The organism is Nitrosospira sp. Nsp11, from assembly GCF_900142705.1.
Lineage (GTDB): Bacteria > Pseudomonadota > Gammaproteobacteria > Burkholderiales > Nitrosomonadaceae > Nitrosospira.
On sequence record NZ_FRBV01000012.1, the window covers coordinates 44,448 to 66,523 of the forward strand.

Sequence of the window (22,076 nt, forward strand, 5' to 3'; positions counted from 1 at the left end):
CGTGCGCCGCAAGAATAATTTTTAGGTGCAACCCATTATCTTTACCTATTTAACCAGCTTTTTCAAGCCCTTTTCCTCAGCAGCGGTAAGCAGCCTCAAACATGGCAAGTAGCCGTCGTAAACGATTCCATGCACTTCAACCCGTTTCTGGGAGCGCAGCATGCTGATAAGGTATCGCACAACCTCGTGCGTAATAGTCTGCCCCGGCACCAGCACCGGGATACCCGGCGGGTAGGGAGTAATTTGATCTGCGCAAACCTTGCCATCCAGATCGTTATTTATACGCTCCTGCTCATCCAGCAAAGGCATCAGTTCGCCACCGCAGTAGAACGCATCACGCGGCAGATATTTAAGATTGGTAAAACCGGGGATCTCCGGAATATGATAGAGCCTTCTTGGCGCGCGACCCTCACGCGCGATTCGCATCAGTGCATCATAAAGGCGCGACACTTTACTCCGGGTAGTACCAATGGTAAGAAGCAGAGTAAGAGTATTAAATGTAGACTTCTCCACTTGGATATTATAACGCTCGAACAATTCCCGGATCAAATCCTCCACGGCAAAGCCACAGCGGGAAATGTCCACGGTGACCTTGGTGCTGTCGAGCTGGATATTGTCATGCTTTACCTCATCAGGCATCAGATCGACAAGTTCCAGCACGCGAAAGACGCCGGTTGAATTGATCTGCTCGCGCACTTCCTGCGCCAATTCCAAAGTACGCGACAACAGCTTGTACCCTTCCAGCGTCGCCTGCTTACGGGCAACGTCGAGGCTGGCAATCATGCTGTACTGCGGACTGGTGGAAGTATGCATGTTGAAATTCTCGCGAAACAGATGCTCGTTGAAGCTGGGATCATTGATATGAATCATGCTGGACTGAGAAAAAGCCGACAGTACTTTGTGCGTACTCTGCGTCGCATAATCGGCGCCCGCCTCAAGCGCGGTCGGGCGGAAAGCCGGATGAAAACGGGCGAAACCGTACCAGGCTTCGTCGATGATAACTTTTATACCTTTCGCATGCGCTGCCTTGATGATGGGCGGCAAATCATAACGGAGCCCATCATAAGTGCAACTGGTAAGAATAAGCGCCTGCGCATCGGAATGTTCTTCGATGGCATTGAACAGAGTCTGTTTCGGTACCGGTCCATAAACACTGAATTTCTTGTTGACAGATGAGTCGAGATAAATCGGATGAGCGCCGGATAATACGACTCCATGGTGCACGGACTTGTGGCAGTTCCGATCGAGCAACAGCTTCTCGCCCGGGGCGAGCAACGTCTGGAATATCACCTTATTGGCAGTAGAGGTGCCGTTAGTGGCAAAGAAGGTTCTCCGCGCGCCAAAGGCCTTTGCCGCAACCTTTTGCGCTTCAGCAATGACGCCGGTTGGCTCCATCAGCGAATCGAGCATCGGTACCGAGACCGATAGATCGGCACGAAAAATATGCTCACCGATAAACTGATAAAAATCGCTGGCCCAGGGGCTGTCGCGTAGCGAATCGCCTGAGGAATGACCCGGCGTATGCCAGGCATCCTTAGCCATCAATACGTAATTTTTGAGCTGATCATAAAAAGGTGTGCGTGCTTTTTCCTGAAGCTGAGCATTAAGGATGCGGTACATCCCACGATAATCGCGCTCTTCGCGGTAGAAATAGCCATCAACCGTTTCGGTAAAGAGGGCATCCACCACTTCATCCTCTTTCTCCTGGGCAATTAAAATATAGATATCCAGCTCAGGGCGAAAACGGGTAATTTCCTGCACCAGCTTCAATGCGGTCATTTGCAGGTTGCGGGAACCCTTCTCACCATTTTTCAACGTATAAAGCGTATCGTCCACCAGTACCGATTGAATATCGCCGTCATCCTGGATCGCTTGCAGTGCTTCGCGTGCAGTGGTAACGCCGGCAAAAGTGATGCCCAACGGGTTTTCCAGGGACTTGGCGGCGCTATTCAATCCCTTGATGAATTCCTTCAGTATCAGGTTCTCGTCATTGATGATGAGAATTCGGCTCGTGGGTTTCTTCATGAACACCATTTCTTAAAATATGAAAATCGCTTTATGCGCCAAAACAATGGTGATTGCAAGTCGCAGGATATCTAAATAAACCGTCGCGAGTCGCATTTTTCCGGCTGAAATGCAGCCGGGGTTGGAACAGTCTATAGTGACAGGATGAAACTGTTCGTCCTCACGCTGCGTAGTGGTATGGCAGCAATGCTGCTCCTGTTGCCGACGTTCGTTCCGGCTGCGCCGGTGGTGGTAACGACGGTAGAAGGTCCTATTGCGCCAGCCAGCGCTGATTTCGTCCAGCGCAGCCTGGAGCGTGCAGCCGCCGAGGGTGCGCTACTTGTCGTATTGCAACTGGATACGCCGGGCGGCCTCGATTCTTCGATGCGGCAGATCATACGCGGCATTCTTGCCTCACCCGTGCCGGTAGCGGCCTTCGTGGCGCCGAGCGGAGCCCGGGCAGCAAGTGCCGGGACCTATATCCTTTATGCCAGCCACATCGCAGCGATGGCACCCGGTACAAATCTGGGTGCGGCGACCCCGGTACAGATCGGCGGTCTGCCTGAGCCTGAGCCGAAACCAGAGCCTGGGCCTGAAACCAGGCCCAAACCGTCTCAAAACTCATCCGCAAATCAGGCAGACGAGACCGGCGACCGGGATATAGCGACAGAAGACAGGATGCCCAAAAAAGACGCAATGTCGCGCAAAATAATCCACGATGCCGCGGCTTATATACGCGCGCTTGCGCAGATGCGAAAGCGCAACGTTGAATGGGCGGAACGCGCTGTGCATGAAGCCGTAAGCTTATCAGCAGCCGACGCCCTGAATCTCAAGGTCATCGATTATGTCGCTGCTGACGTGCCAGATTTGTTAAGGCAGCTGAATGGCCGGGAAGTGACCATACTCGGGCAGAACCTGACCCTTGATACCCTTTCAGCCACAATACAAGCTGTCCAGCCCGATTGGCGTACAAGACTACTCGCCGTCATTACCAATCCCAGCGTCGCATACATACTGATGCTTATCGGCATTTACGGATTGTTCTTCGAGTTTTCCAATCCAGGTTTTGTATTGCCCGGCGTGGCGGGCGCCATCTGCCTCTTGCTTGCCCTGTACGCATTCCAGTTACTGCCGGTCAGCTATGCCGGACTCGCCTTGATTCTGCTCGGCATCGCGTTCATCACGGCAGAAGCCTTTTTACCGAGCTTCGGCGCACTTGGCGTTGGCGGGATGATTGCTTTTATAGCCGGCTCGTTAATGCTGATCGACACCGACCTTCCCGGCTACGGCATTCCCTGGCCCATGATCGCTGGGATATCCGTGGCTAGCGCACTATTTCTGATTTCCGTCGCCGGCATGGCGCTGAAATCACGGCACAACCCCATCGTCAGCGGCCATGAAGCGATGATCGGCGCCGTGGGCGAGATGCTGGAGGATACTTCCAGCGAAGGCATGGTGCGCGTTCATGGCGAGTTGTGGAGCGCGCATAGTGAGCAACCTCTGGCCCGAGGACAGAAAGTGCGCGTAACAGAAATCGACGGTCTGGTTTTACATGTGGTCCCGGCAGAGAAATAGTCCAGAGAAATAACCAAAGGAGATTTCCATGTTCGCCAATTTTGGTTTTTTTAGTACACTCATTATCATCCTTATCGCAGTGCTTTTCTCGGCATTTCGCATATTACGGGAATATGAGCGTGGGGTGATCTTTCTGCTTGGCCGCTTTCAAACAGTCAAAGGCCCCGGCCTGATCATAATAATCCCCGGCATTCAGAAAATGGTGCGAGTCGACCTGCGTACTGTGGTCATGGATGTCCCCAGCCAAGACGTGATTTCGCGCGACAACGTTTCGGTAAAGGTCAACGCGGTGGTGTATTTTCGGGTAGTCGATCCACAAAAATCCATCATCCAGGTGGAAAATTTCCTTGCCGCCACCAGTCAGTTTGCACAGACTACTCTGCGTTCCGTGCTGGGCAAGCATGAGCTGGATGAAATGCTGGCGGAACGTGAGAAGCTCAATCTGGATATTCAGAAGGTGCTGGATATTCAGACCGACGCCTGGGGCATCAAGGTATCCAACGTCGAGATAAAACATGTGGATATTGATGAATCCATGATAAGAGCCATTGCCAGGCAGGCGGAGGCAGAGCGTGAGCGTCGCGCAAAAGTGATTCATGCCGAAGGCGAATTGCAGGCATCGGACAAATTGATGCAAGCGGCGCAAATTCTTTCCCAGCAAACCGGGGCAATGCAGTTGCGCTATCTCCAAACGCTCACAAACATCGCCAGTGATAAATCCAATACCATTATTTTTCCCATACCGATGGATCTGGTATCGCCTCTAATGGATGTCCTCAAGAATCGTAATCCGGAAATTCCCTGACGACTGAGGATCGAGGACGGCTGATTTTCTATACACCAGCCCCGCTGTATCTGCGTGAGCACCGATAACGCGGACTTCACCCGGCTAAAACCGATCCTTTCCTGCTCAAGACGCAGATTCGTGCGTATCCCGTGGCATGGTGTTGCACTCTAGCTCTACTTCGTTTGCTGTGATCGACTTACGGTGGGACTTTCACCCACAAGTGCGCCCCTATGCTGCCGCATAACAAAAAAGCCCGGAAACCCGGGCTTTTTTTATGCTGTCGAACGATCAGGAGGCCATCGTCTTAATGGCGGCCGATAGCCGGCTTTTATGGCGAGCTGCCTTATTCTTGTGGATGATACCCTTGTCCGCAATGGAATCTATAGTACCGATGGAAGCCGCGAACGCAGCCTGTGCAATGGTTTTGTCGGTAGACTCGATAGCTTTTCTCACATGCTTGATTGCGGTGCGCAATTCCGAGCGCAGGCTCGTATTACGGTCGCGCTGGCTGACATTTTGTCTCGCACGTTTTCTGGCTTGTGCACTATTGGCCATTAAAATTCCTCGAATTAAATGTTACGCAAATTTTATAAATGATACGGATGTTCCCGGCATATTGCAAGGAAAACCGAGAGTATTATAAGCCTTGGACGTCCCAAGATTCTCTAAACATCAACCGGTTCTTCTCAAAGGTATTACTTTGAGTTCTCTTTCATCAGGGGTTGCGTCAACGCAATGAATGTTAGGCTCCATCTCATGGATTCATCCATAACATACGTCGGTATAAATGCAAAGCCGGGTACTTTAAACATACTGAAGTTGACGAAGCCATACCTATCAGGTAGACTTTGAGTCAAGGAATATTCTGCGGTAAATTTCGTCTACACTTCAGTTCTTACGTCGGTAAAATACAGATATTAGAACACATCGAAATGAAAACAATAAATATTGTTGCCGCGTTGCCCCTGCTTGGCTTGCTGGCTTCGTTGAGTTCTCCCGTAACAGCAACCGTCGATAATTCCGATATCCCGCCGGAGCAGGATGCCCCAACCGGAAGCAACCACGAAGCCATAGCGAAATACTATGAAGATGAGGCCAGAAAGCGGCATGAGATTGTGGCCAAATACTATGAAGATGAAGCCAGGAAGGCACAGGCAAAGACGAGAGAATTAAAACTGTTACTTGAGCATTACGAGGAAAAAAGCTATCTCTACGGGAAAAAATCTCAGGATCTGCAAGCGCATACCACCGCGTTAATACGCAAGTATGAAAAAGCCGCGAAGGCGGATGCGAAGGAAGCTGCCACTCACCGGCAGATCGCCTTAAAATTTAAAGAAAAAAATTACGCTGCCGCACCCAGCGTACAAGAATTTAGGGTCGTAAATGAATCTCACTAGTGGGTTTCGACAGGATAACTGAGGATTTTTCGCCAGGCCGAGCAATCCCGCCAGCCTGGCGCAATGCGTTGGCATTGCCCCCACCCCTTCCACCCTATTGATCCTTAGCGCCCAAAATCCACCCATCTTTGCCGATGCGAATAAGGCGGTGTTGCGCTATCGGCGAGCACGGAAATCTTTAAAACCTGATCGACCTATGTCGGTGGTTTCCGACGCCGGGGTTGCTTCAACTGATGAAATCGATGAACGATCCGGACGTCCGGCGGGCGCTTTATTTCGTTATCTGCTTTTGAAGTCACCGGAGACATGATAGTGCGCAATCCGTTTCACAATGATAACCTCGGTAAATTGATCCTCCGCGTTACGGTAGGAACGCTGATACTTTTCCATGGCGTACACAAGATACTCAATCCAGGCTCTCTCGATTTCATCAGCAAGCAACTCACTGGCAATAATCTACCTCAGGCCCTGGCTTATGGGGTTTATCTGGGTGAGGTTATCGCACCCCTAATGATAATCCTGGGAATTTTTTCACGCCTCGGCGGTTTACTTGTTTTCGGCAATATGATGTTTGCACTTTTTCTGGCACACCGCAGCCAGCTGTTTACTTTGACGACTTCAGGTGGCTGGGCGCTGGAATTACAGGGTTTTTATCTATTTTCGGGTCTCGCGGTATTATTCCTGGGCAGCGGCCGGATGGCAATCAGACCGGATTAGTGTGGTAGCATAGTCAGCTCTACCGTTTAAGCTGTTTACAAGATTAATTAGCACGGGTAATTACCACCATGAGCACCGTCAATTCTGGAAAATACCGCTGGCATTCATTCGACGATCTGTCAGCTTTACAGGAAGCAGCGCTAGGCGCCATTCTCGACGGTGCCTCGATGGCGATACAGGAACGCGGACGTTTCAATCTCGTACTGGCTGGCGGTGAAACCCCGCGAGGAATTTATCAGCGGTTGCGATCGGCCCCTACGGATTGGACTGCCTGGCACATCTATTTTGGCGATGAGCGCTGCATGCCGCCAACGGTGGAAGAGTTGAATTTTTGTATGGCCGGGGAAGCATGGCTTAAGCATGTGCCCATTCCCCCCAGCCAGGTACATGCAATACCGAGCGAGATTCGTGCGGATAAAGCAGCTAATGAATATGCACAAACCCTACGGGGCGTTGACATGTTCGATCTGACCTTGCTTGGGCTCGGGGAAGATGGCCATACTGCAAGCCTTTTTCCCGGTAACGAATGGGGCACTGCTCCGGATTCTCCCGATGCACTGGCGATTTTCAATTCGCCCAAGCGGCCGCCCCAGCGGGTATCGCTCAGTGCCGCGCGGCTAAGCCGTTCACGTCAGATAATTTTTCTGGTGAGTGGCGCATCGAAGCATAAAGCAGTGGCAAGGTGGCGTGCTGGGGAGAATATCCCTGCGCGAGCGATAATGGGTGAAACGGGTGTCGATGTGCTGGTGGAATCCGCTTTATTGCTGCCGCTTGCGGGATGATGCACTGAACCCTCAGGCAGAAGAGAAAAGAAAGAGAAAGGCAAAAAAAAGGAGTAGAAGCTACTCCTTTTTAGGCAAAAATCTGAATCTACAAAGATCACCACCGCGAGCCATGCATTCGTGGTGCTCAACCTTGGTATCGGTAAACGTTTCCATCAGGCCTTTATCCAGGTGGCAGATTTCCAGATCTTTTACCGCCATCTGATGAAAGACACAGTTATCGGCTTCAATAACCGGCTCGCCGCCCGGCAATGTCGCATTTCTCGCATTGTAACCGAGCTGATCCATTACCTCGGCAAGCTTTTCAACCTTTTCCTGTTGCGTGGTCAGTTCCGGGTACTGGCTTCGTATCTGCCGCGCTATACCTGCGCCAATATCATTCAACCGCTTACCCATGTTTTCCGCACCTTCTTCACGCTGAACCGACGCCAGCACCAGTTGCGCAAGCCACGAATATTGACGGGGAAAACTTTCCTGGCCAAGCTCGGTGAGAACATAAAGTTGCTGAGGACGGCCTCCTCCAGATGGGCGCGTAGCACCTGCCGCAATCAATCCTGCCGCTTCCAGGGATGCGAGGTGCTGTCGCACGGCATTTCGGGTAATTTCAAGCCCTTTCGAAAGCTCATCCACACTCATGCCGGTTCTGTTTCCACGCAATAGCTTGAGTAACTGCTTTTGACGCGCACCCATTTTATTAACCATTTGGTTATACCTCCTTGCCCCCTCTGCTTTAAAAATTCGAAAAAATTGTTATAACGCATTTATCACTATACGCTATCTTGATACTTTACACATAAAATAGTTGACAAATTCAAGCTCATTCCATACAATTTTTTCTCAGATAAATAATTTATTGTAGCCCTTGCTTCGCCACTTTTGGAGCACTCGCTCGATTCTAAAGGAGAGCGCGGCATGAGAACAAGAAATTTATTCCCAGCCTTATCCCTCATCTTATTGGCCGCCTGCGCGCAGATGAGCCCTCACGAAGCCCTTCAGAACACCAATATCAGAAAAGCCTCCCAGAATGCCAGAACGCGCAGCGACCATGATGCTCTGACGCAGTATTTTGAAAATACAGCGAGAGAAATGCAGGCGAAGGCGAAGGAGCAAAAGAAATTACTTGAGCACTACGAAGAGAAAGGCTATCTCTATGGCCGTCGAGCCCAAGATTTGAAATCGCATACTTCTGCTTTGGTTCGTAAATACGAAGCAAACGCGGAAGAAAGCATAAAAGAAGCCGCGGCTCACCGGCAAATGGCATCAGAACAGGCACAACGCGAATTTGCCGCCCGCGAAGGGCAAATTGTAGATGCTGCGAAGCTCAATCCCAATTCCAATTAGGTTCCAACTGACCCCCAACGAAACCATCACGAAACATGCCGGTCTAGCCTGGCTGGCGGTTCAGTCCCTCCATGCCGGAAATCTTGGCAAGCCCAGGAAAAAATCCATATCGTGATTGGGCCAAAGCTGTGCGTTTTCTGCGCGCGCGAGCGCCTTTAGCTTACGAATGCTCGCGAGCGCCAGTGCTTCGTTATCCTGCCAGCAGTAGCCCGGAGCGATTTCTTCGTCCAGGTTTTCCACCAGATCCGCTGCATCCCCACACAAGATGACTGGCGGCCCTTTTTGCAGTTCAATGAACAGCGACATATGTCCGGCAGTATGCCCAGGGCTGGCAACCGCTTGCACGCCAGGGGTCAGCATATACTCTCCAGTCATTATCTCCCATTGCCCCGCACTCGCCAGCTCATCGGCAAACACGCTGCCATCCTGCCCGGTGCGCGCTGCCGCCACTTCCTCAGCCTGAACATGCACATCGCAACCCGGCAGGTCGCAAAGGCCGCCTGCGTGGTCGAAATGCAAATGCCCGATAAACACGACATCGATATCGGATGGCCCGAGCCCCAACCGTGCAAGATAGCGAGGGATACGTTGCCCTTCCTCCATGGCAGGCGGCGCGAATGAATGACGCATGGGCTCGAAATATTTTGTGCGCAACGCTGGATCAGCAAGCTTGCGATAGTCGCAACCGACATCATAGAGGATGCGTCCATTTGGCGTTTCGACCAAATAGGCAAGAATCGGCGCATCGATATACCTGCCATGGCCGCGGTTGCGTGTCGAGATTGTCTTCTCGTAGCGATGCGTGCCTGTCAACAGTGGCCAAATCTTCGTATCGCGAGACATATTAATTTCCCAGTGTTTCCAGACCTCGCCAATGCAGATTGACGTCCTCAGTCACTTCAATGGTGTTCAGTCTCGAATGCCGAGTGTTCTGACTGTTCGGGGTGTTCGGGGTGTTCGGGGTGTTCGGGGTGTTCGGCGGTTTCGTCAATACTTGAATGATTCATCTTGCCGAATATCAGATGAGCGGAAAAATTCAATCCCAAAGGCACCAGCAATGCAACCACCAGCAATGCCGCCAGTGCGGTGTTAACGCTTACGTCGATTTCTCCGCGCGCTATTTTCCTGAGAACCCATATAGCCAGACAAAGCAATCCAGTCAGGATTATGACGCTAATGATTACTAAACCGCTATCAGCCATGGTTTACCCGGTTTTTGATCGACAATATTACCGTAATTACGGGTTACTGTTACGCCCAAAATTACGGTTTAGCGTGCCATGAAATGCTGAATGCAACCAGAAAGCAGCAATGTCGAAACTGGACAAGCTCGAATGACACGGGCTTAATCGAATCGGCCAGAAAACCTATCTTAAACTTGGACTTGAGGGAAAGCTTGCGATTGACATCCTCGATTATCCCCTTTAGTATTAAGCCCGGATTCGCGCGGGGCGAACTCCGGAATAAAAACATAGGCAGAATTACAATTCTAACGATGAGTAGATCGCTAATCGTTAAGCTGGTCGCGTTCAAGGTGTTTTTTCCTTTGGCCAGGGATGTCGAGAATTGTAAGTACCGTTAAGCAAGAGCGGCTGCTATTTCATTAAAACGTAACGTATAGTAAAGGAAAGTGATTATGAAAAAAACCATAACGATGTTTGCGAGTCTAGCTTTGGGGTTGCTGTTAGTAGGAACCGCGCAGGCAAACGAGCAAAAATTCAAGGTAGTTATCAATGCTTATGACACTACAATTCCTGAGCTCAATATAGAAGGTGTGACAGTCAAGAATATTCGCGCGTTCAACGTTATCAACGCGCCCGAGACTTTGGCTGTGAAAAAAGATACCAAGGTAACGATTACCGTAGAAAACAAATCTCCCATCAGCGAGGGATTTTCCATTGACGAATATGGAATTAAAGAAGTACTCAAGGCCGGAGAAACAAAAGATATTACTTTGGTAGCGAAGAAGAGCGGTGCGTTTACAATCTACTGCCAGCTCCATCCTTTGAATGTCCATTTATCGGGCACCTTGAACGTCATAGACTAAAGTACTTTGTACGAAGCCTATGAAGTAGCAGGATCGGCGGCACAGTAGAAAAAACGGAAGCAGCGAAGCTAACATCGACAACAACAGATTGGCGTGCCAATTTGGTCAATGTCAGCTTCGAAGCTGCCGAGCGCCGAAGCAGAAGTGGTATGGCAGGGCTCTTAAGATCGGAATGCAATAGTTGATAAGGTGCATTTAATCTGCCATACCGTGGCTGTTCATAATAAGCCTGATACTGCTTAGAAAGGTTATGGAGTATTTCCAGGGAGTAAGTATTGCTCACCCGGAACAATGAAACCCGCTACGCAGCGGGTTTTTTATTTGTAGTAAGTAGCATCGATTTAACAGGATAAGCCTCTTCAAAAGCTGGATTACTAAGTTTGATAGAAGTGTGTCTTTATCGACTTGGGCGGCCACGCTCAACCGCTTCTGCGTAAACACCAACCCCTTCCTATCACGCCCATACTCCAACCCTTCATTATCGCTTGGATCGTATTTTGTATGCCACCGAACAGATAAAACTCGTCAAAAGAGCATAATAAAACCTCAAATCAAAACGAGGAGAATTAAAATGACTCTCGGAACGATTCTTATGATTGTGCTGATACTTGCCCTGGTGGGTGCGATTCCAACATGGGGTTACAGCAGCGGCTGGGGTTATGGACCGAGTGGCGGTATCGGATTCGTGCTGTTAATAGTGCTTATTTTGGTTTTGTTGGGGCACATCTAGCTTGCTAAGCTGAAAGCTATGCGGAATTACGAGAAGAGGCCCGCCAGTAGCGTATAGATGACAGATAGCCCCATGCCGAACCATGCGAGCTAGTAGTATTTGTATGAACTGGTGCGGGGATATCGCTACCAGGGCGACGAAGGCGATGAAGAAGAGGATGAGCAGGGCCATCGGCAAAAAAAAGTATATTCCCATACTTTCTGGGTGGAATAACATCAGTTGTTCAAATTTTTCTAATAACTGAAGAATCGCAGCATTAAATACCAATAGGGTCAGACTTAGTCTGACCCTATTGGCTCTCGATCGGGAGTCGCTGGTTTACGAAGTGCGGTCGGCCTGCTTTGCCTTCCACTGCGCGTAAAGGCCCTCTTCGTCCGCAGGCTTCAACGGCCGTAGCACTACTTCCTGCTGCAAGGGTGGGCGAGCCATCTGTGCATAGACGTCAGCAGTCGACAGTCCATATGGCTCGCCCTCATCGTTGGAATAGGCGAACCATGCCCGATGGATACCGCACAGGTGCATTGCGGCCAGGCACATGGGGCATGGGTGACCGCTGGCGTAGATTTCGCAGCCATCCAGATCGGGACGGCCCAGCACACGGCTGGCTTGGCGGATCGCCTGCATTTCAGCGTGACAGGTCGGATCCTGCGTACTATGAATCTCGTTTACCGCTTGGGCGATCACCTGCCCTTGGTATACCAGCACCGCACCGAAAGGCCGACCCCCGGCCTTGATATTGGCCCGGGCCAGCGCCAGGGCTTCTCGCATGTGCTGCTCGCTGCTCATGATTGTGCCTTCTTGTAACCCAAGGTCGAGTATGGCGAGCCAGTTGTTTCACCTCACTGATGATGAGGTAGCTTATGATTGCCCGTTCGTTGTTTATAGGACCATGCCGAGGGTTCTCGTTGTGGAGATATGCGGCTGAGATAACCAGCGTTTCAGTGTGAATATTAATAAAACAGGAAAGATATGGCAACAAAAACCCGCCTGAGCGGGTTCTGGGCTGCGGTACGAGGCTCATTCTGCCAGAAGGTCTACCGGCACATCCAGCGCGCGCGCCAACGCTGACAATACTGCTATTGTTCCTGTCCGCTTACCGTTCTCGATCTGGCTCAAGAATGCCTTGCTTATCCCAGCGCTATCTGCCAAGGCTTGCAGGGTCAACTTGCGATAATTGCGCCACGCCTTTATCCGATGCGCGCCGTCGAGAGTCGCATACAGGACTTCTGCAGGAATGCGGTTGCCATCGTCAGCCGCCTTAGCCGCTTCATAAAGCGCAATGTCGTCCATATCAATAAAAACCTATAATTCCGCGCACGCTTCGCGTCAGAAGACAATGATGATGTCCGCACCCAAGCATATTCCCAAGCGCAGATTGCTTTTTGCGCAGTTTCGTATAAAATTTTATACACAACTATACACCACATGAAGCCCAAAAAAGAGATTCGGTGGATAGGTTCCGCCTATGAAGACCTGCTGGCATTTCCCGACGACCCACGTCGCATAGCCGGATTTCAGCTAGGAAAAGTACAGGCCGGCTTGGAGCCGGAAGACTGGCGGGCATTCGACGAGGCGGGTACCGGTACACGAGAAATTCGCATTCGGGAAAGCAGCGGCATTTACCGGGTGATGTATGTAAATTCGAGGAAGCGGTATATGTGCTGCATTGCTTCCAGAAAAAAGTGCAGGCAACCAGCAGGCGCGACAAAGATATTGCAGAGGCGCGTTATCGTGCCGTAATCAGCATGAGGAGAGACAGGAAATGAAGATCGATATCGAAATCGGACATGTGACCAAGCCTGGAGCGAATCTGTTTCTGGAGCTTGGTTTCCCGGCCGAGGAAGCAGAGCGACTGCAAGAAGCCTCTCGGAAACAGATCAACGACACGCAATTACTCAAGGAACAACTGATGCTGGAACTGGCGGAATGGATCGCGCAGCATCACCTCAAACAAACGGAAGCCGCAAAAATCCTGATGGTGTCGCGGCCCCGAGTCTCCGACGTAATAAACAGGAAAACAGCCAAGTTCACCATTGATACGCTAGTGGAAATGCTGAGCCGGATTGGCAAGCCGGTGCGGTTAGCGGTGGATTAATACTGGGCTACACCCACTGGTTTTCGTATATCACTTTGCGTAAGGTCCAAGTAGCAAAAATGGCCGTTTCTCAAGCTCTTGCTCTGCTTCTTCGGGTTTTTCCAGTAAGGATGAGTCATTCCAAGGATCATCTACCTGCACCCATTTATTACGATATTTGCGCAGAGTGTGTAGATCATCTTTCAAAATACTGTCGATTGGAGCAGTATTGATCAATTCGACCAAACGTTCTGTGTTCGTACTCGAATATTCCGATCTCAGACAGGTTTCACAATCTGATAGAAGAATCTATGGAGCCAAAATCGGTTGATGAGAATCGTTCCGGCCGTCTAGACCACACGTACTCGAACTCGCGGAAGCAACCAATATTGTCTTTTATGTTGACTCAATCGAGTCTGGAGTATTTGCGTTAGGACGGTGCTATGATAGCGACATACTCGTTTTATCCAGTTATTTCAATATCTTAACGATAAGTACATTTTAACAATTCTTCATCATTCTCTCAAGCGCTACAACCAATGCGTCAATGGAGTTCCGCTTGTAAGAATTCAATGCATTTTTTGGGTCATTAGCAATGGATTGGGCTACTGCACATTTAATTCTAGCTAAAATTGAGTCACTCCATGGTTTTCCTTGATCCATTGCCACGTTCTTAACTCGATCTGACCATTTTTTATTGCTTTTGAATTTTGTTACCCCCAGGTCGATTCCAAATTGTGAAAGCACGGAATCTTTATACAATTCTAGCATTACACAGTCTTCGAACTCAGCATTATCCATTCCGAGGCAATTAATCATTGTGCAACTGTTGAGTGATATTAATGACGCTTTCTCTGCCTTATCGAAGGCCATTTTTCCAGCTTCATCTCCATCAAGAAGCGAGTGCGTTAGGCAAAGAAAATTCTTTAGAAGGGAAAGTTTGTATGAGAGATTGCCAGCCCCACCTAGTGGCTCGATTACTAAAGTATTATTTTTTAAAGCCTTCGAAATTTTTTCGCTAAGATGGGGGAGCAATGATTTTAGCGCGAGAACGTCTTCTTCGCCTTCTACAACCAATGCAAAGCTCGCATTTGTGAGATTGTCAGAGGCCCTTATTCCAAGCAAATCTCTAATAGATCCGACATTTTTTGCTGGGGTTGCTTTCCCATCGCTAATAATAATATTTGATTTTATATCCGCACGATCAACAAACAACGGATTATGAGTGGTAATGATTACCTGGCTTGTTTCTGAAATTGTTCTAATAATTTCATTTACTTGGTGGATTGCCCCAGGATGTAGGTGGGATTCCGGTTCCTCGATTGCCAATATGGAGGCCCCACCCCTTGAATTGTGGTTCTTGAGCAAACCTAAGGCTGCGAGGCTTTTAACTCCGTCACCCTTATATTCGATACTTGTCGGCGTGCCGTCATCAATAACAACGCTAAAATCACGCCGAAGAGCAACCCGTCTGTTAGATTCGGGAATTTCAATTTTTACGCTGGTGATATTTGGCAAAAACTCATTTAAAGGTACTTGTACTCTAAGTGCCAAATCGTCAAGTATCGGTTGTTGCAACTTCGCAATGGTATCTAGTGCAGCCAAATAAAATTGATTGGTTTCAAGTGTCCGCAACTCCTGCGAAAGCATCTTTCCAATCAATTCAAGGGCTTCATTGTCTGTTCGTACCGCTGGAATGTAATTAAAATATATTCTATCAGCAACAAATTTTGCGATTTTGGCCGACTGTGTTGAAAGTGACTTGGTTCCTTTGCCCGGCTTTATAAGTTTTATTGCGGGCGTATTATCTTTTCCCACTCGGATCTCTAAGGGTAAGGCGCCATTAAAATTCGAACCTATTTCAGTTTTGAAACCAGCAATATCATCATCGTCTAGAAGAAACTCAAGTTTAAATATAGTTTGATTGGTTGCCTTTCGCTGTTGGAGTTGCACGGGAAAATCTCGCTTCCAATCATATGGCTGTTCATCTGAATACAGTCTTACCGATCTTTTTATTATGGCGTTTGCGGCATGTACCTGCAAAATTAACATTGCGACTTGCAATGACCTAAGAATATTAGATTTTCCTTCATTATTCTTTCCGATCAACACGGTGGTGTCTGATATGGCTATTTTATGTGCCGCAGTGATGCTGCGATAATTTGTGACCGAGAAAAAAGAAAGTTTCAAAATCTAATAACCTTAATAAGTGAACATTAACGCTAGAGTTCTGCCACGACCTGAAGGAGTAGGCAACTTGATTGGCATGCCAAAATGCTCACTACTAACAGACATTCACCCAATTTAAACTATTTAAATATGTCGAGCGTCAGTAGCGCAAAAACATTCTTTGTGCAACGGGCCCCCAAGTTAGCGAATATCGCAATATCATTGCAAGCACCGGCACTTTGCGCATTGTAGAGCTTTTAATGATGAGCCATTGGACGAAAGTTCATCCGGGAGCACCTGGGGAGTTGAAGTGTTCAGAACTGTGGCTTCATTCCTTCGAATTCGACGATTCCAACCTCGTGGAATTGCACCACATTAAAGAGGGTCGTCTAAGCGGGCGGTAACGCATGTACCGATGAAATGTTAGCGCTTAGGCTGCGCGTGTTGTACTTGAATCGGAAAATTCGCGCGCTGAGAAATAGTGGGGATTTGTTCGAATGCCCCGGGGGACGCCACCCCCATCTGTTTTGCGAGGTCAGCGACGACGGCCTTAATTCGCTAAGGTTCAAGGGCTTTAATTTGGTGGAATTACACTAAATTAGAATTTTTTAAGACCCTATAGAGAACCTATAGGGTCAGACTGAGCTAACCCGCGTTTTCCGGACGGTTTAATTCGGAACCTTTCTGCTGGCCTTCTCGAATACTACCGGGCTGACATATCCCAGAGTTTGATGGATCCGCTGACGATTATAGAAGAGCTCAATATAGCTGAAGATCGCTGTCCTGGCGCTTTCGCGGCTTTGGAAGTCGGTATGATGGATGAGCTCGTTCTTCAAGTTCGAGAAGAAGCTTTCAGCCACCGCGTTGTCGTAAGCACTGCCTTTTGAGCCCATGCTCGGCATGCATTCCCGCCTTTGCCATCTGCTCACAATATCTTTGGCTCCAATAGATGGCGCCCTGATCTGTGTGATGAATCAAGTCCGGCTTGGGTGCGCGATGCTCAATTGCCATGTTCAGCGCGCCCAGTGTCAAGGCCTCGTTGGGTCGATCTCCCATGGACCAGCCTACGACTCTGCGCGAGTACAGATCAAGCAACACTGCCAAGTAAAGCCAACCGGCCCGTGTGCGAATGAAGGTCATGTCACCTACCCAAACCAGATTAGGTTGGCGGGCATGAAAGCGTCGCTCTATCCGATCGGGTGCCGCCTGGGGAAGCTTGTGATGCTCGACCGTGATCCGGAACCGGCGCTTGCGTTGTGCTTCGATCCCCGCCTGACTGCGTAATCTGGCGACACGATGCTTGCCGCAAGCAATGCCTGCCTGGTTGAGCGCCCTCCAGGTCTTGACTGCGCCATAATTCTTACACGTTTGCTCATGTAGCCGGCGGATTTGGCCGAGCAATTGACGATTGGCAAGAGTCCGTGCAGACGGACCGCGCTCCTGCCACTCATAAAATCCGCTGCGCGAAACAGTCAATACCTGGCACATGGCTGAGAGGTGGAACTGCTGACGATGTTGGGCAATGAACTCGTACTTCACGGCAGTTCCCGCGCAAAGTACGCTGCGGCCTTTTTTAAGATGTCGCGCTCCTCGATCACCCTTTTGAGTTCAGCGCGCAATCGCTCATTCTCACTGCGCTCATCTTCGGGCTTGCGCCCCGACCCATGAAAGGCCTGTTCTTTGCCAACTTTGCCCAGTTGCGCCTGCCACTTGTATAACTGGTTGCGGGCAATCCCCAGTTCCAATGCAATCTTTGTGGCAGGCTTCTGTCCAAGTTCCAGAAGCCTGACTGCCTCAAGTTTGAATTCCTTGCTGTAGCGATTTCGCTCACGCTCGGAATTCTGTTTCCCAACATTCTTCTCCATTTGGCACCTCCGTTCACATTGTCTACCTTCTAATGTGTCCGGAAAAGCCGGGTTAGCTCAGACTCCATTGATACGAATAAACCTTCACAATGGCGCTGTCCAAAAAAAAGACCTCGAATTCGAGGGAATATCTGTTGCTCGAATTTTTCAAGTAACTGAATGTATTCTATGGGGTCACACATTGAACGTTGAATATGAAGACATCACCGCTAAATCAAGGGTATCTGCGCAATCTCATCCATCCGTATGATGCCGTTTATCAGCCAAGTATTAGGATGTAGAGAATGAGTACCCATGGCGAAGAGCATGCCTTTTTCAGGATATTCGGTTCCAAATACTTTCTGCATGTGCTGAATTGCCTGGGCTTCTCCGTAACGTTCACGCCAATGAAAGAATGTGGCATCGGTTTCCCAGTCCTGACAGGTACCCTCGCGATCACCATCATCGGTCTGGTAGCGATACTTGAATCTGAACGGGCATGGTTCTAGCGGAAGCAATTCCTTTTGGTAAAACATATCCTGCTGGGTGCAAATCAGTTCATACCCACTTCTCTCCTGAGCAAGCTCGCTCGGGGATTTACGAGCTATGGTTAAACAGGGATTTTTAGGGCGCAACAGGGCAAAAGTTTTTCCTTGTGCCGAAACCGCATTGAGCCCCGTTACTTCCAGCTTGGCGAGCAGTCGCTCTTTTTCATTTTTCGGCAGCCTACCGATAATCTCGATCGAGTTCTGATCCACCCTGCGGCTTTCAGGGCGAAAATCATCTTTCGGTTTCTTCCAGCGAAAGCGGATGTGATCCCATCGACGAAATTTCTTTGCGTCTTCCAGTCTGCGAAAGGTGACAGGGTAGAGACGGAGCCATTCCGCGTTCGGGGTAATGCCGGCACAACAAACAGTCTCGCCATACTTCTGGCTGATATGCGGAGTTGCCTTGACAAGAATAACCGCCTCGCCCTCGCCCTCTGTATCAAACATGGGCGGCTTCTGGAAAAACTGTCTGGATGCTTTGCAGATGCGCGACACCTTTCTGCACGCCGATGGGCTGAATACGCTGGCCGGTATCAGCAGCTATAGCTTTCGCCACGATCGTACGATGACATTCTTCGGGGTTGCGCTCATAGCATAGAAGGCACGATACACTGGAGCTCGCTAAACCTATCGCCGTCTGAAGATCGGCCACCGCCCCTGCTGTTTTCATGTGGCTGGTGAATATCCGGAGGAATGCTTCGTGGTCACCAGAACGCGCAGCCTCACGGCCTTCCTTAGGATCACCAAGTCCTTTCAGATGGACATAATCAACGTCATTCGCCTGCAACAATTCACGGAGAATATTTTTCGAGAAACCTTTTCTGCGTGAAAGTGGATATTCCCGAACATCGATGATCCTTTCGATATTGGCAACCTTAAGGGTGGCAATGAAATCCTCTATCGCAGAGTTTTCATAGCCAAGGGTGTAGAGTTTACCTGCCATAACTATTCAACCGCTCTGTGAATCTATGGGGTCACAAACCTATACGAATCTAAGGTGCGAATCTATGGGGTGCGAATCTATGAGGTCGGATTCGATTGATAAGATCACTACCAGTTTTGCGGAGCGCTCCGCAAAATGCTTGTTTTTTGCAAGACACAAAAAGCGCTAAAACCCTTGCTGTTATTGGCTCCCCGACCAGGGCTCGAACCTGGGACCTGCGGATTAACAGTCTACTGCGTTTTCTTGGAAAATCCGGCGGTTATGTAAAATTCATTTCCGCAAATGATGGTTTTCTGACCCGCATGGCTGTTAGGTTTTAGAAGATTTGCGGAAATGCCAAATCATTATTTTGTTGGCTCAACCTTCTCGCCCGCACGAGCGCGAACGTAATGTTCGGTCATCTTTATGGTGCTGTGACCAAGTTGTTTTTGAGCCTGAACCATATCTCCGGAGTCGGCTTTATCCGTCCCAGCTTTGGCCCGTAAGTCACGGAACTGGTACGCCTCGATTGCGTCTTTCAGTCTAGGGTTTGCTTTGATTGCCGCGACCCTGGCGGCGTCGAAACGATACCGTAAAGCCTCCCTACCTAATTGCTGACCAGATTCGTTACACACCAATGCCAGGCTGCGAACCTTGAATGTTTGCTTGCGTTCCATGATGCGTTTTATCACGTCGACCAGTTGCCCGGATATTCCCATGCGCAGCTTCTTCTTTGTTTTTCCTTGGTTGATCCATAGCACGCCTTCCCTTATATCGGGCTCTTTCATCTTGAGGACGTCAGCGGGGCGCTGCCCTGTCAAATACGCCAGATCCAGGGCGTCGCGTAAAGCAACATCCGCTTCTTTCCATACAGCCTCGAAAACCGAATCCTCGATGTAAACATCCCTGCCCTCTTCCGTGAATCCCTTAACGCCGGCGCACGGGTTGGGCAAATCAGTTATGCCGGACGATCGCGCAAAATTCCATATCGTGGAGATTAAAGCCCTCTCCCGATTCGCCCTGACGGGGGCTGATTGACCCCTCCATTCCATATACTGCTGGATGCTGTGCGGCTTTATCCCGCTTAGTGGCGCAGGTGGGTCATTAAAGAACTTCATAATGAAAACCAGTTGCGCTTCGTAATCGCGTTGAGTGCGCGCGGCCTTCTCTTTAAACAGCCGGGAAAGAAGGTACCTATCTGCAGCATATTTCAAGGTGACCAAAGCCAGATGAACGGGCTTTGCATCTATTTCTAATTCTGCCCACTTCTTGACGGCCATCGGGTAGTCGGTTCCAAGCGCGATCTCTTTACGAGGCTTACCGCCGGTATCGTAATAATAATACGTGACCTCCCCTCGCCTCCTGGCGCGCATCCCGGCGGGTAAATTGCTGTTGACTGTTGGACGCCTTCCCATTCGTTTAATCTACGCTGTTTTCGTTAATTTGAGAATATTCGACTGCCAAACCGGTGGCGGCGGCACATTTTCTTTTACACCATTCACCGCTGCCCACGTGGTTATTGGACGGCCTTTCGCATTCACACGGAAAGCGATCCCCATGTCCCGGAGCTGCGCTACCTGAAGCTGCTCACGTGTCTTGCCATCGCGACCGCGTGCGATGCCTGTCAGCACTGCAACCTCTTCGGGGGTCAGGAACATCTAATGATCCCAGGCATCATTCGTCATTTAAACACCCCTCTTATATGCTCTTGACACTCCAAGTAGCACCACTCAACTATCCAGAATCCAACGGCCAGCATTAAACCGTCCTCAACAATGCCGCGGACCGGTGACAATAACTGCCACAGGCCCAGCCATCCAATCATTCTGATGAGCCGTCCCCCTTTAAAGAAAGGGGTGATAATCACCACTGCAATTAAAAACCCTGCAAAATGCTCGGGCGTGAGATTGAGATTCATGCCGTCGAGGCCGCCGCGTTATGTTCCGACACAATCTGCATCGCGACCTTTACTGCCAGCCCTATGTTCTCGTGAACCACCAGGCAGACATCCTCCCCGCCCCTGGTTTCTATGGCGACTGCCGCCATTTTGATTTCGGGTATCTGTGAGGAACTCACCACTTTCCAACCTGCGCTCCGCGCCCCTACCAGCCTGTTATGGGCTGCAATAATTTCGGATCGCCGTTGCTCGGCCTCTACTTTTGTGCCGCCGTAGATCGTGCCACAATCGATGGTTTCTTCTTTTTCATCATCCAGGGCTATCACTGCCCACCAGATGCCGCACTTATCTTGCTTGGCCTCGCCAGAGGGCACCCAGAGACGATTATCAGCGCTCACTTTCATTAAATCCTCCCTCATCAGCCCCTCATCTTGTGAACTAATACGCCTGGCTTTGGACTGATAGTCCCTTCCGGTAGCTGATGGTCGGTGATCGGGTTTGGTTGCGGTAAACCGCCCTTTGTATCCGGTTCGCCAAGGAATCCGCTGGCCACCGTATTTCCAGTAACGCGCGAATAATCCACCTCAACCTTTACGCTGTTGATGATCACCTGGGACACATCGGCAATGGCTTTAGCGCGATCGATGTCCATGGGCTTTTCTTTGTCCTTCAGGGATTCCAGGGTGTCGAATAGGTGCCCCCGTAAATCAGTTATGTTGTGCGCCATTTTTCCTTAATCTCCTATTGATGGTTTTAACGATGAGACCCCTCAATCTGACAACCTCTAATAGAGGCGCGGGCAAATTGTTGCAGCTGTAGCGGGTGATATACTCAACTCTGGTCAAGCATTCCAAATTCGCGATATTGCAGTTTTCCTTGTTCCCATCTTTGAATTTCAGCAGTGAGCCTTGAGGGGGATAAGATCCGTGATGTTGCTTCCATACCTCATAATGTAAGAGCTTGAACTTTCTACAGCCCTCTTCCGTCTTGACCATGACGTACCCACCATGCAATCGGGTATCGCCCACCTTGCGCTTTCGTGGAGGTATCGAACCTTTTTTGAACCTTACATTTCCCTCAAAATCCGCTGATTTTTTAATGCCGAGAACATGGGCCATTTGATGAGTGGCTGCCACGGAGCGCTTAAGCTGTTTGGCTATTTCTACAGTGCCCCCGGCTGGAAATAACCTAGCCAGCAAATCCTTTTCCTCATCTGTCCACGGTTTTCCCATGATTTGGAAA

General features: G+C 49.7%; 29 protein-coding genes and 1 pseudogene. 11 read left to right on the top strand and 19 right to left on the bottom strand.

From position 1 onward, the window contains the following. Positions 1 to 45 precede the first annotated feature (45 nt). A complete protein-coding gene (locus BUA28_RS12070) occupies positions 46 to 2,025 on the bottom strand; it encodes an aminotransferase class I/II-fold pyridoxal phosphate-dependent enzyme (protein ID WP_072768438.1) in 1,980 nt (659 codons plus the stop codon). Between the two features lie 144 nt (positions 2,026 to 2,169). Between BUA28_RS12070 and BUA28_RS12075 the strand changes: the two genes are divergently transcribed. Together BUA28_RS12075 and BUA28_RS12080 are read left to right on the top strand one after the other, a co-directional pair. Then, positions 2,170 to 3,579, top strand: coding sequence for an NfeD family protein (locus BUA28_RS12075; RefSeq protein ID WP_072768370.1), 1,410 nt, complete (start codon positions 2,170 to 2,172; stop codon positions 3,577 to 3,579). Between the two features lie 28 nt (positions 3,580 to 3,607). Continuing rightward, entirely contained in the window at positions 3,608 to 4,384 is a 777-nt protein-coding gene (locus BUA28_RS12080) for a slipin family protein (protein WP_072768371.1), read from the top strand. A gap of 270 nt (positions 4,385 to 4,654) precedes the next feature. Here the strand turns inward: BUA28_RS12080 and rpsT are convergent, their stop codons facing one another. Beyond that, a complete protein-coding gene (rpsT, locus tag BUA28_RS12085) occupies positions 4,655 to 4,921 on the bottom strand; it encodes a 30S ribosomal protein S20 (RefSeq protein ID WP_072768372.1) in 267 nt (88 codons plus the stop codon). Between the two features lie 377 nt (positions 4,922 to 5,298). Here rpsT and BUA28_RS12090 point away from each other — a divergent pair, with 377 nt between their 5' ends. The 4 genes from BUA28_RS12090 to pgl all read left to right on the top strand — a co-directional run bounded on the left by BUA28_RS12090 (position 5,299) and on the right by pgl (position 7,262). After that, positions 5,299 to 5,763, top strand: coding sequence for a hypothetical protein (locus BUA28_RS12090; protein ID WP_072768373.1), 465 nt, complete (start codon positions 5,299 to 5,301; stop codon positions 5,761 to 5,763). Between the two features lie 221 nt (positions 5,764 to 5,984). Beyond that, the gene (locus BUA28_RS16445; protein WP_371915220.1) at positions 5,985 to 6,056 is read left to right on the top strand and encodes a helical membrane plugin domain-containing protein; all 72 of its coding nucleotides are present in this window, start codon (positions 5,985 to 5,987) and stop codon (positions 6,054 to 6,056) included. Between the two features lie 13 nt (positions 6,057 to 6,069). Further along, positions 6,070 to 6,480 (top strand): DoxX family protein, encoded by a 411-nt coding sequence (locus BUA28_RS12100; protein ID WP_072768374.1) that lies wholly within the window; start codon positions 6,070 to 6,072, stop codon positions 6,478 to 6,480. A 68-nt stretch (positions 6,481 to 6,548) separates the two neighbouring features. Continuing rightward, positions 6,549 to 7,262 (top strand): 6-phosphogluconolactonase, encoded by a 714-nt coding sequence (pgl, locus tag BUA28_RS12105; RefSeq protein ID WP_072768375.1) that lies wholly within the window; start codon positions 6,549 to 6,551, stop codon positions 7,260 to 7,262. Positions 7,263 to 7,322: 60 nt separating this feature from the next. On the opposite strand, the gene BUA28_RS12110 is transcribed toward pgl, so the two are convergent. Next, positions 7,323 to 7,964, bottom strand: a complete 642-nt coding sequence (locus BUA28_RS12110; RefSeq protein WP_072768376.1) for a helix-turn-helix transcriptional regulator — start codon at positions 7,962 to 7,964, stop codon at positions 7,323 to 7,325. 210 nt (positions 7,965 to 8,174) lie between these two features. Between BUA28_RS12110 and BUA28_RS12115 the strand changes: the two genes are divergently transcribed. Next, a complete protein-coding gene (locus tag BUA28_RS12115) occupies positions 8,175 to 8,603 on the top strand; it encodes a hypothetical protein (protein ID WP_072768377.1) in 429 nt (142 codons plus the stop codon). Between the two features lie 60 nt (positions 8,604 to 8,663). On the opposite strand, the gene BUA28_RS12120 is transcribed toward BUA28_RS12115, so the two are convergent. Further along, a complete protein-coding gene (locus tag BUA28_RS12120) occupies positions 8,664 to 9,446 on the bottom strand; it encodes an N-acyl homoserine lactonase family protein (RefSeq protein WP_072768378.1) in 783 nt (260 codons plus the stop codon). Between the two features lie 56 nt (positions 9,447 to 9,502). Then, a complete protein-coding gene (locus BUA28_RS12125) occupies positions 9,503 to 9,805 on the bottom strand; it encodes a hypothetical protein (RefSeq protein WP_072768379.1) in 303 nt (100 codons plus the stop codon). 434 nt (positions 9,806 to 10,239) lie between these two features. Here BUA28_RS12125 and BUA28_RS12135 point away from each other — a divergent pair, with 434 nt between their 5' ends. Both BUA28_RS12135 and BUA28_RS12140 read left to right on the top strand, forming a co-directional pair. Further along, entirely contained in the window at positions 10,240 to 10,650 is a 411-nt protein-coding gene (locus BUA28_RS12135) for a nitrosocyanin (RefSeq protein ID WP_072768381.1), read from the top strand. Positions 10,651 to 11,221: 571 nt separating this feature from the next. Continuing rightward, positions 11,222 to 11,380 carry a DUF3309 domain-containing protein gene (locus BUA28_RS12140; protein ID WP_072768382.1) on the top strand — a complete coding sequence of 53 codons (159 nt, stop codon included), beginning with the start codon at positions 11,222 to 11,224 and terminating at the stop codon, positions 11,378 to 11,380. 318 nt (positions 11,381 to 11,698) lie between these two features. Here the strand turns inward: BUA28_RS12140 and BUA28_RS12145 are convergent, their stop codons facing one another. Continuing rightward, the gene (locus BUA28_RS12145) at positions 11,699 to 12,166 is read right to left on the bottom strand and encodes a nucleoside deaminase (protein ID WP_072768383.1); all 468 of its coding nucleotides are present in this window, start codon (positions 12,164 to 12,166) and stop codon (positions 11,699 to 11,701) included. A 231-nt stretch (positions 12,167 to 12,397) separates the two neighbouring features. After that, positions 12,398 to 12,670: a helix-turn-helix domain-containing protein gene (locus tag BUA28_RS12150; protein ID WP_072768384.1), complete on the bottom strand. Its 273-nt coding sequence runs from the start codon at positions 12,668 to 12,670 to the stop codon at positions 12,398 to 12,400. Between the two features lie 135 nt (positions 12,671 to 12,805). On the opposite strand from BUA28_RS12150, the pseudogene BUA28_RS12155 reads away from it, so the two are divergent. Both BUA28_RS12155 and BUA28_RS12160 read left to right on the top strand, forming a co-directional pair. Then, a pseudogene (locus BUA28_RS12155) lies at positions 12,806 to 13,146 on the top strand (type II toxin-antitoxin system RelE/ParE family toxin). After that, positions 13,143 to 13,475: a helix-turn-helix domain-containing protein gene (locus BUA28_RS12160; protein WP_072768385.1), complete on the top strand. Its 333-nt coding sequence runs from the start codon at positions 13,143 to 13,145 to the stop codon at positions 13,473 to 13,475. Before BUA28_RS12155 ends, BUA28_RS12160 begins: the two are co-directional and overlap by 4 nt. Before the next feature lie 480 nt (positions 13,476 to 13,955). On the opposite strand, the gene BUA28_RS12170 is transcribed toward BUA28_RS12160, so the two are convergent. The 12 genes from BUA28_RS12170 to BUA28_RS12220 all read right to left on the bottom strand — a co-directional run bounded on the left by BUA28_RS12170 (position 13,956) and on the right by BUA28_RS12220 (position 22,066). Beyond that, the gene (locus BUA28_RS12170; RefSeq protein WP_072768387.1) at positions 13,956 to 15,644 is read right to left on the bottom strand and encodes an ATP-dependent nuclease; all 1,689 of its coding nucleotides are present in this window, start codon (positions 15,642 to 15,644) and stop codon (positions 13,956 to 13,958) included. A 647-nt stretch (positions 15,645 to 16,291) separates the two neighbouring features. Then, the gene (locus BUA28_RS16450) at positions 16,292 to 16,525 is read right to left on the bottom strand and encodes an IS3 family transposase (protein WP_083570003.1); all 234 of its coding nucleotides are present in this window, start codon (positions 16,523 to 16,525) and stop codon (positions 16,292 to 16,294) included. Then, a complete protein-coding gene (locus BUA28_RS12175) occupies positions 16,476 to 17,162 on the bottom strand; it encodes an IS3 family transposase (protein WP_083570004.1) in 687 nt (228 codons plus the stop codon). The genes BUA28_RS16450 and BUA28_RS12175 overlap by 50 nt, the downstream gene beginning before the upstream one ends. Next, positions 17,159 to 17,488 (bottom strand): transposase, encoded by a 330-nt coding sequence (locus tag BUA28_RS12180; RefSeq protein ID WP_072768388.1) that lies wholly within the window; start codon positions 17,486 to 17,488, stop codon positions 17,159 to 17,161. The genes BUA28_RS12175 and BUA28_RS12180 overlap by 4 nt, the downstream gene beginning before the upstream one ends. Positions 17,489 to 17,697: 209 nt before the next feature. Further along, positions 17,698 to 18,462, bottom strand: coding sequence for a hypothetical protein (locus tag BUA28_RS12185; RefSeq protein ID WP_083570005.1), 765 nt, complete (start codon positions 18,460 to 18,462; stop codon positions 17,698 to 17,700). Then, entirely contained in the window at positions 18,455 to 18,958 is a 504-nt protein-coding gene (locus BUA28_RS12190) for a DUF488 domain-containing protein (protein ID WP_072768389.1), read from the bottom strand. The genes BUA28_RS12185 and BUA28_RS12190 overlap by 8 nt, the downstream gene beginning before the upstream one ends. A 344-nt stretch (positions 18,959 to 19,302) precedes the next feature. After that, positions 19,303 to 20,352: a tyrosine-type recombinase/integrase gene (locus BUA28_RS12195; protein ID WP_072768390.1), complete on the bottom strand. Its 1,050-nt coding sequence runs from the start codon at positions 20,350 to 20,352 to the stop codon at positions 19,303 to 19,305. A 9-nt stretch (positions 20,353 to 20,361) separates the two neighbouring features. Then, complete coding sequence (locus BUA28_RS12200) at positions 20,362 to 20,595, bottom strand: DUF4224 domain-containing protein (RefSeq protein WP_072768391.1); 234 nt, start codon at positions 20,593 to 20,595, stop codon at positions 20,362 to 20,364. Between the two features lie 23 nt (positions 20,596 to 20,618). Next, on the bottom strand, positions 20,619 to 20,855 hold the full coding sequence (locus tag BUA28_RS12205; RefSeq protein WP_072768392.1) for a hypothetical protein: 237 nt from the start codon (positions 20,853 to 20,855) through the stop codon (positions 20,619 to 20,621). Next, a complete protein-coding gene (locus BUA28_RS12210; RefSeq protein ID WP_072768393.1) occupies positions 20,852 to 21,238 on the bottom strand; it encodes a hypothetical protein in 387 nt (128 codons plus the stop codon). Before BUA28_RS12210 ends, BUA28_RS12205 begins: the two co-directional genes overlap by 4 nt. A 14-nt stretch (positions 21,239 to 21,252) precedes the next feature. Beyond that, entirely contained in the window at positions 21,253 to 21,561 is a 309-nt protein-coding gene (locus tag BUA28_RS12215) for a hypothetical protein (protein ID WP_072768394.1), read from the bottom strand. Further along, positions 21,542 to 22,066 (bottom strand): HNH endonuclease, encoded by a 525-nt coding sequence (locus BUA28_RS12220; RefSeq protein WP_072768395.1) that lies wholly within the window; start codon positions 22,064 to 22,066, stop codon positions 21,542 to 21,544. Before BUA28_RS12220 ends, BUA28_RS12215 begins: the two co-directional genes overlap by 20 nt. Positions 22,067 to 22,076: the final 10 nt, after the last annotated feature.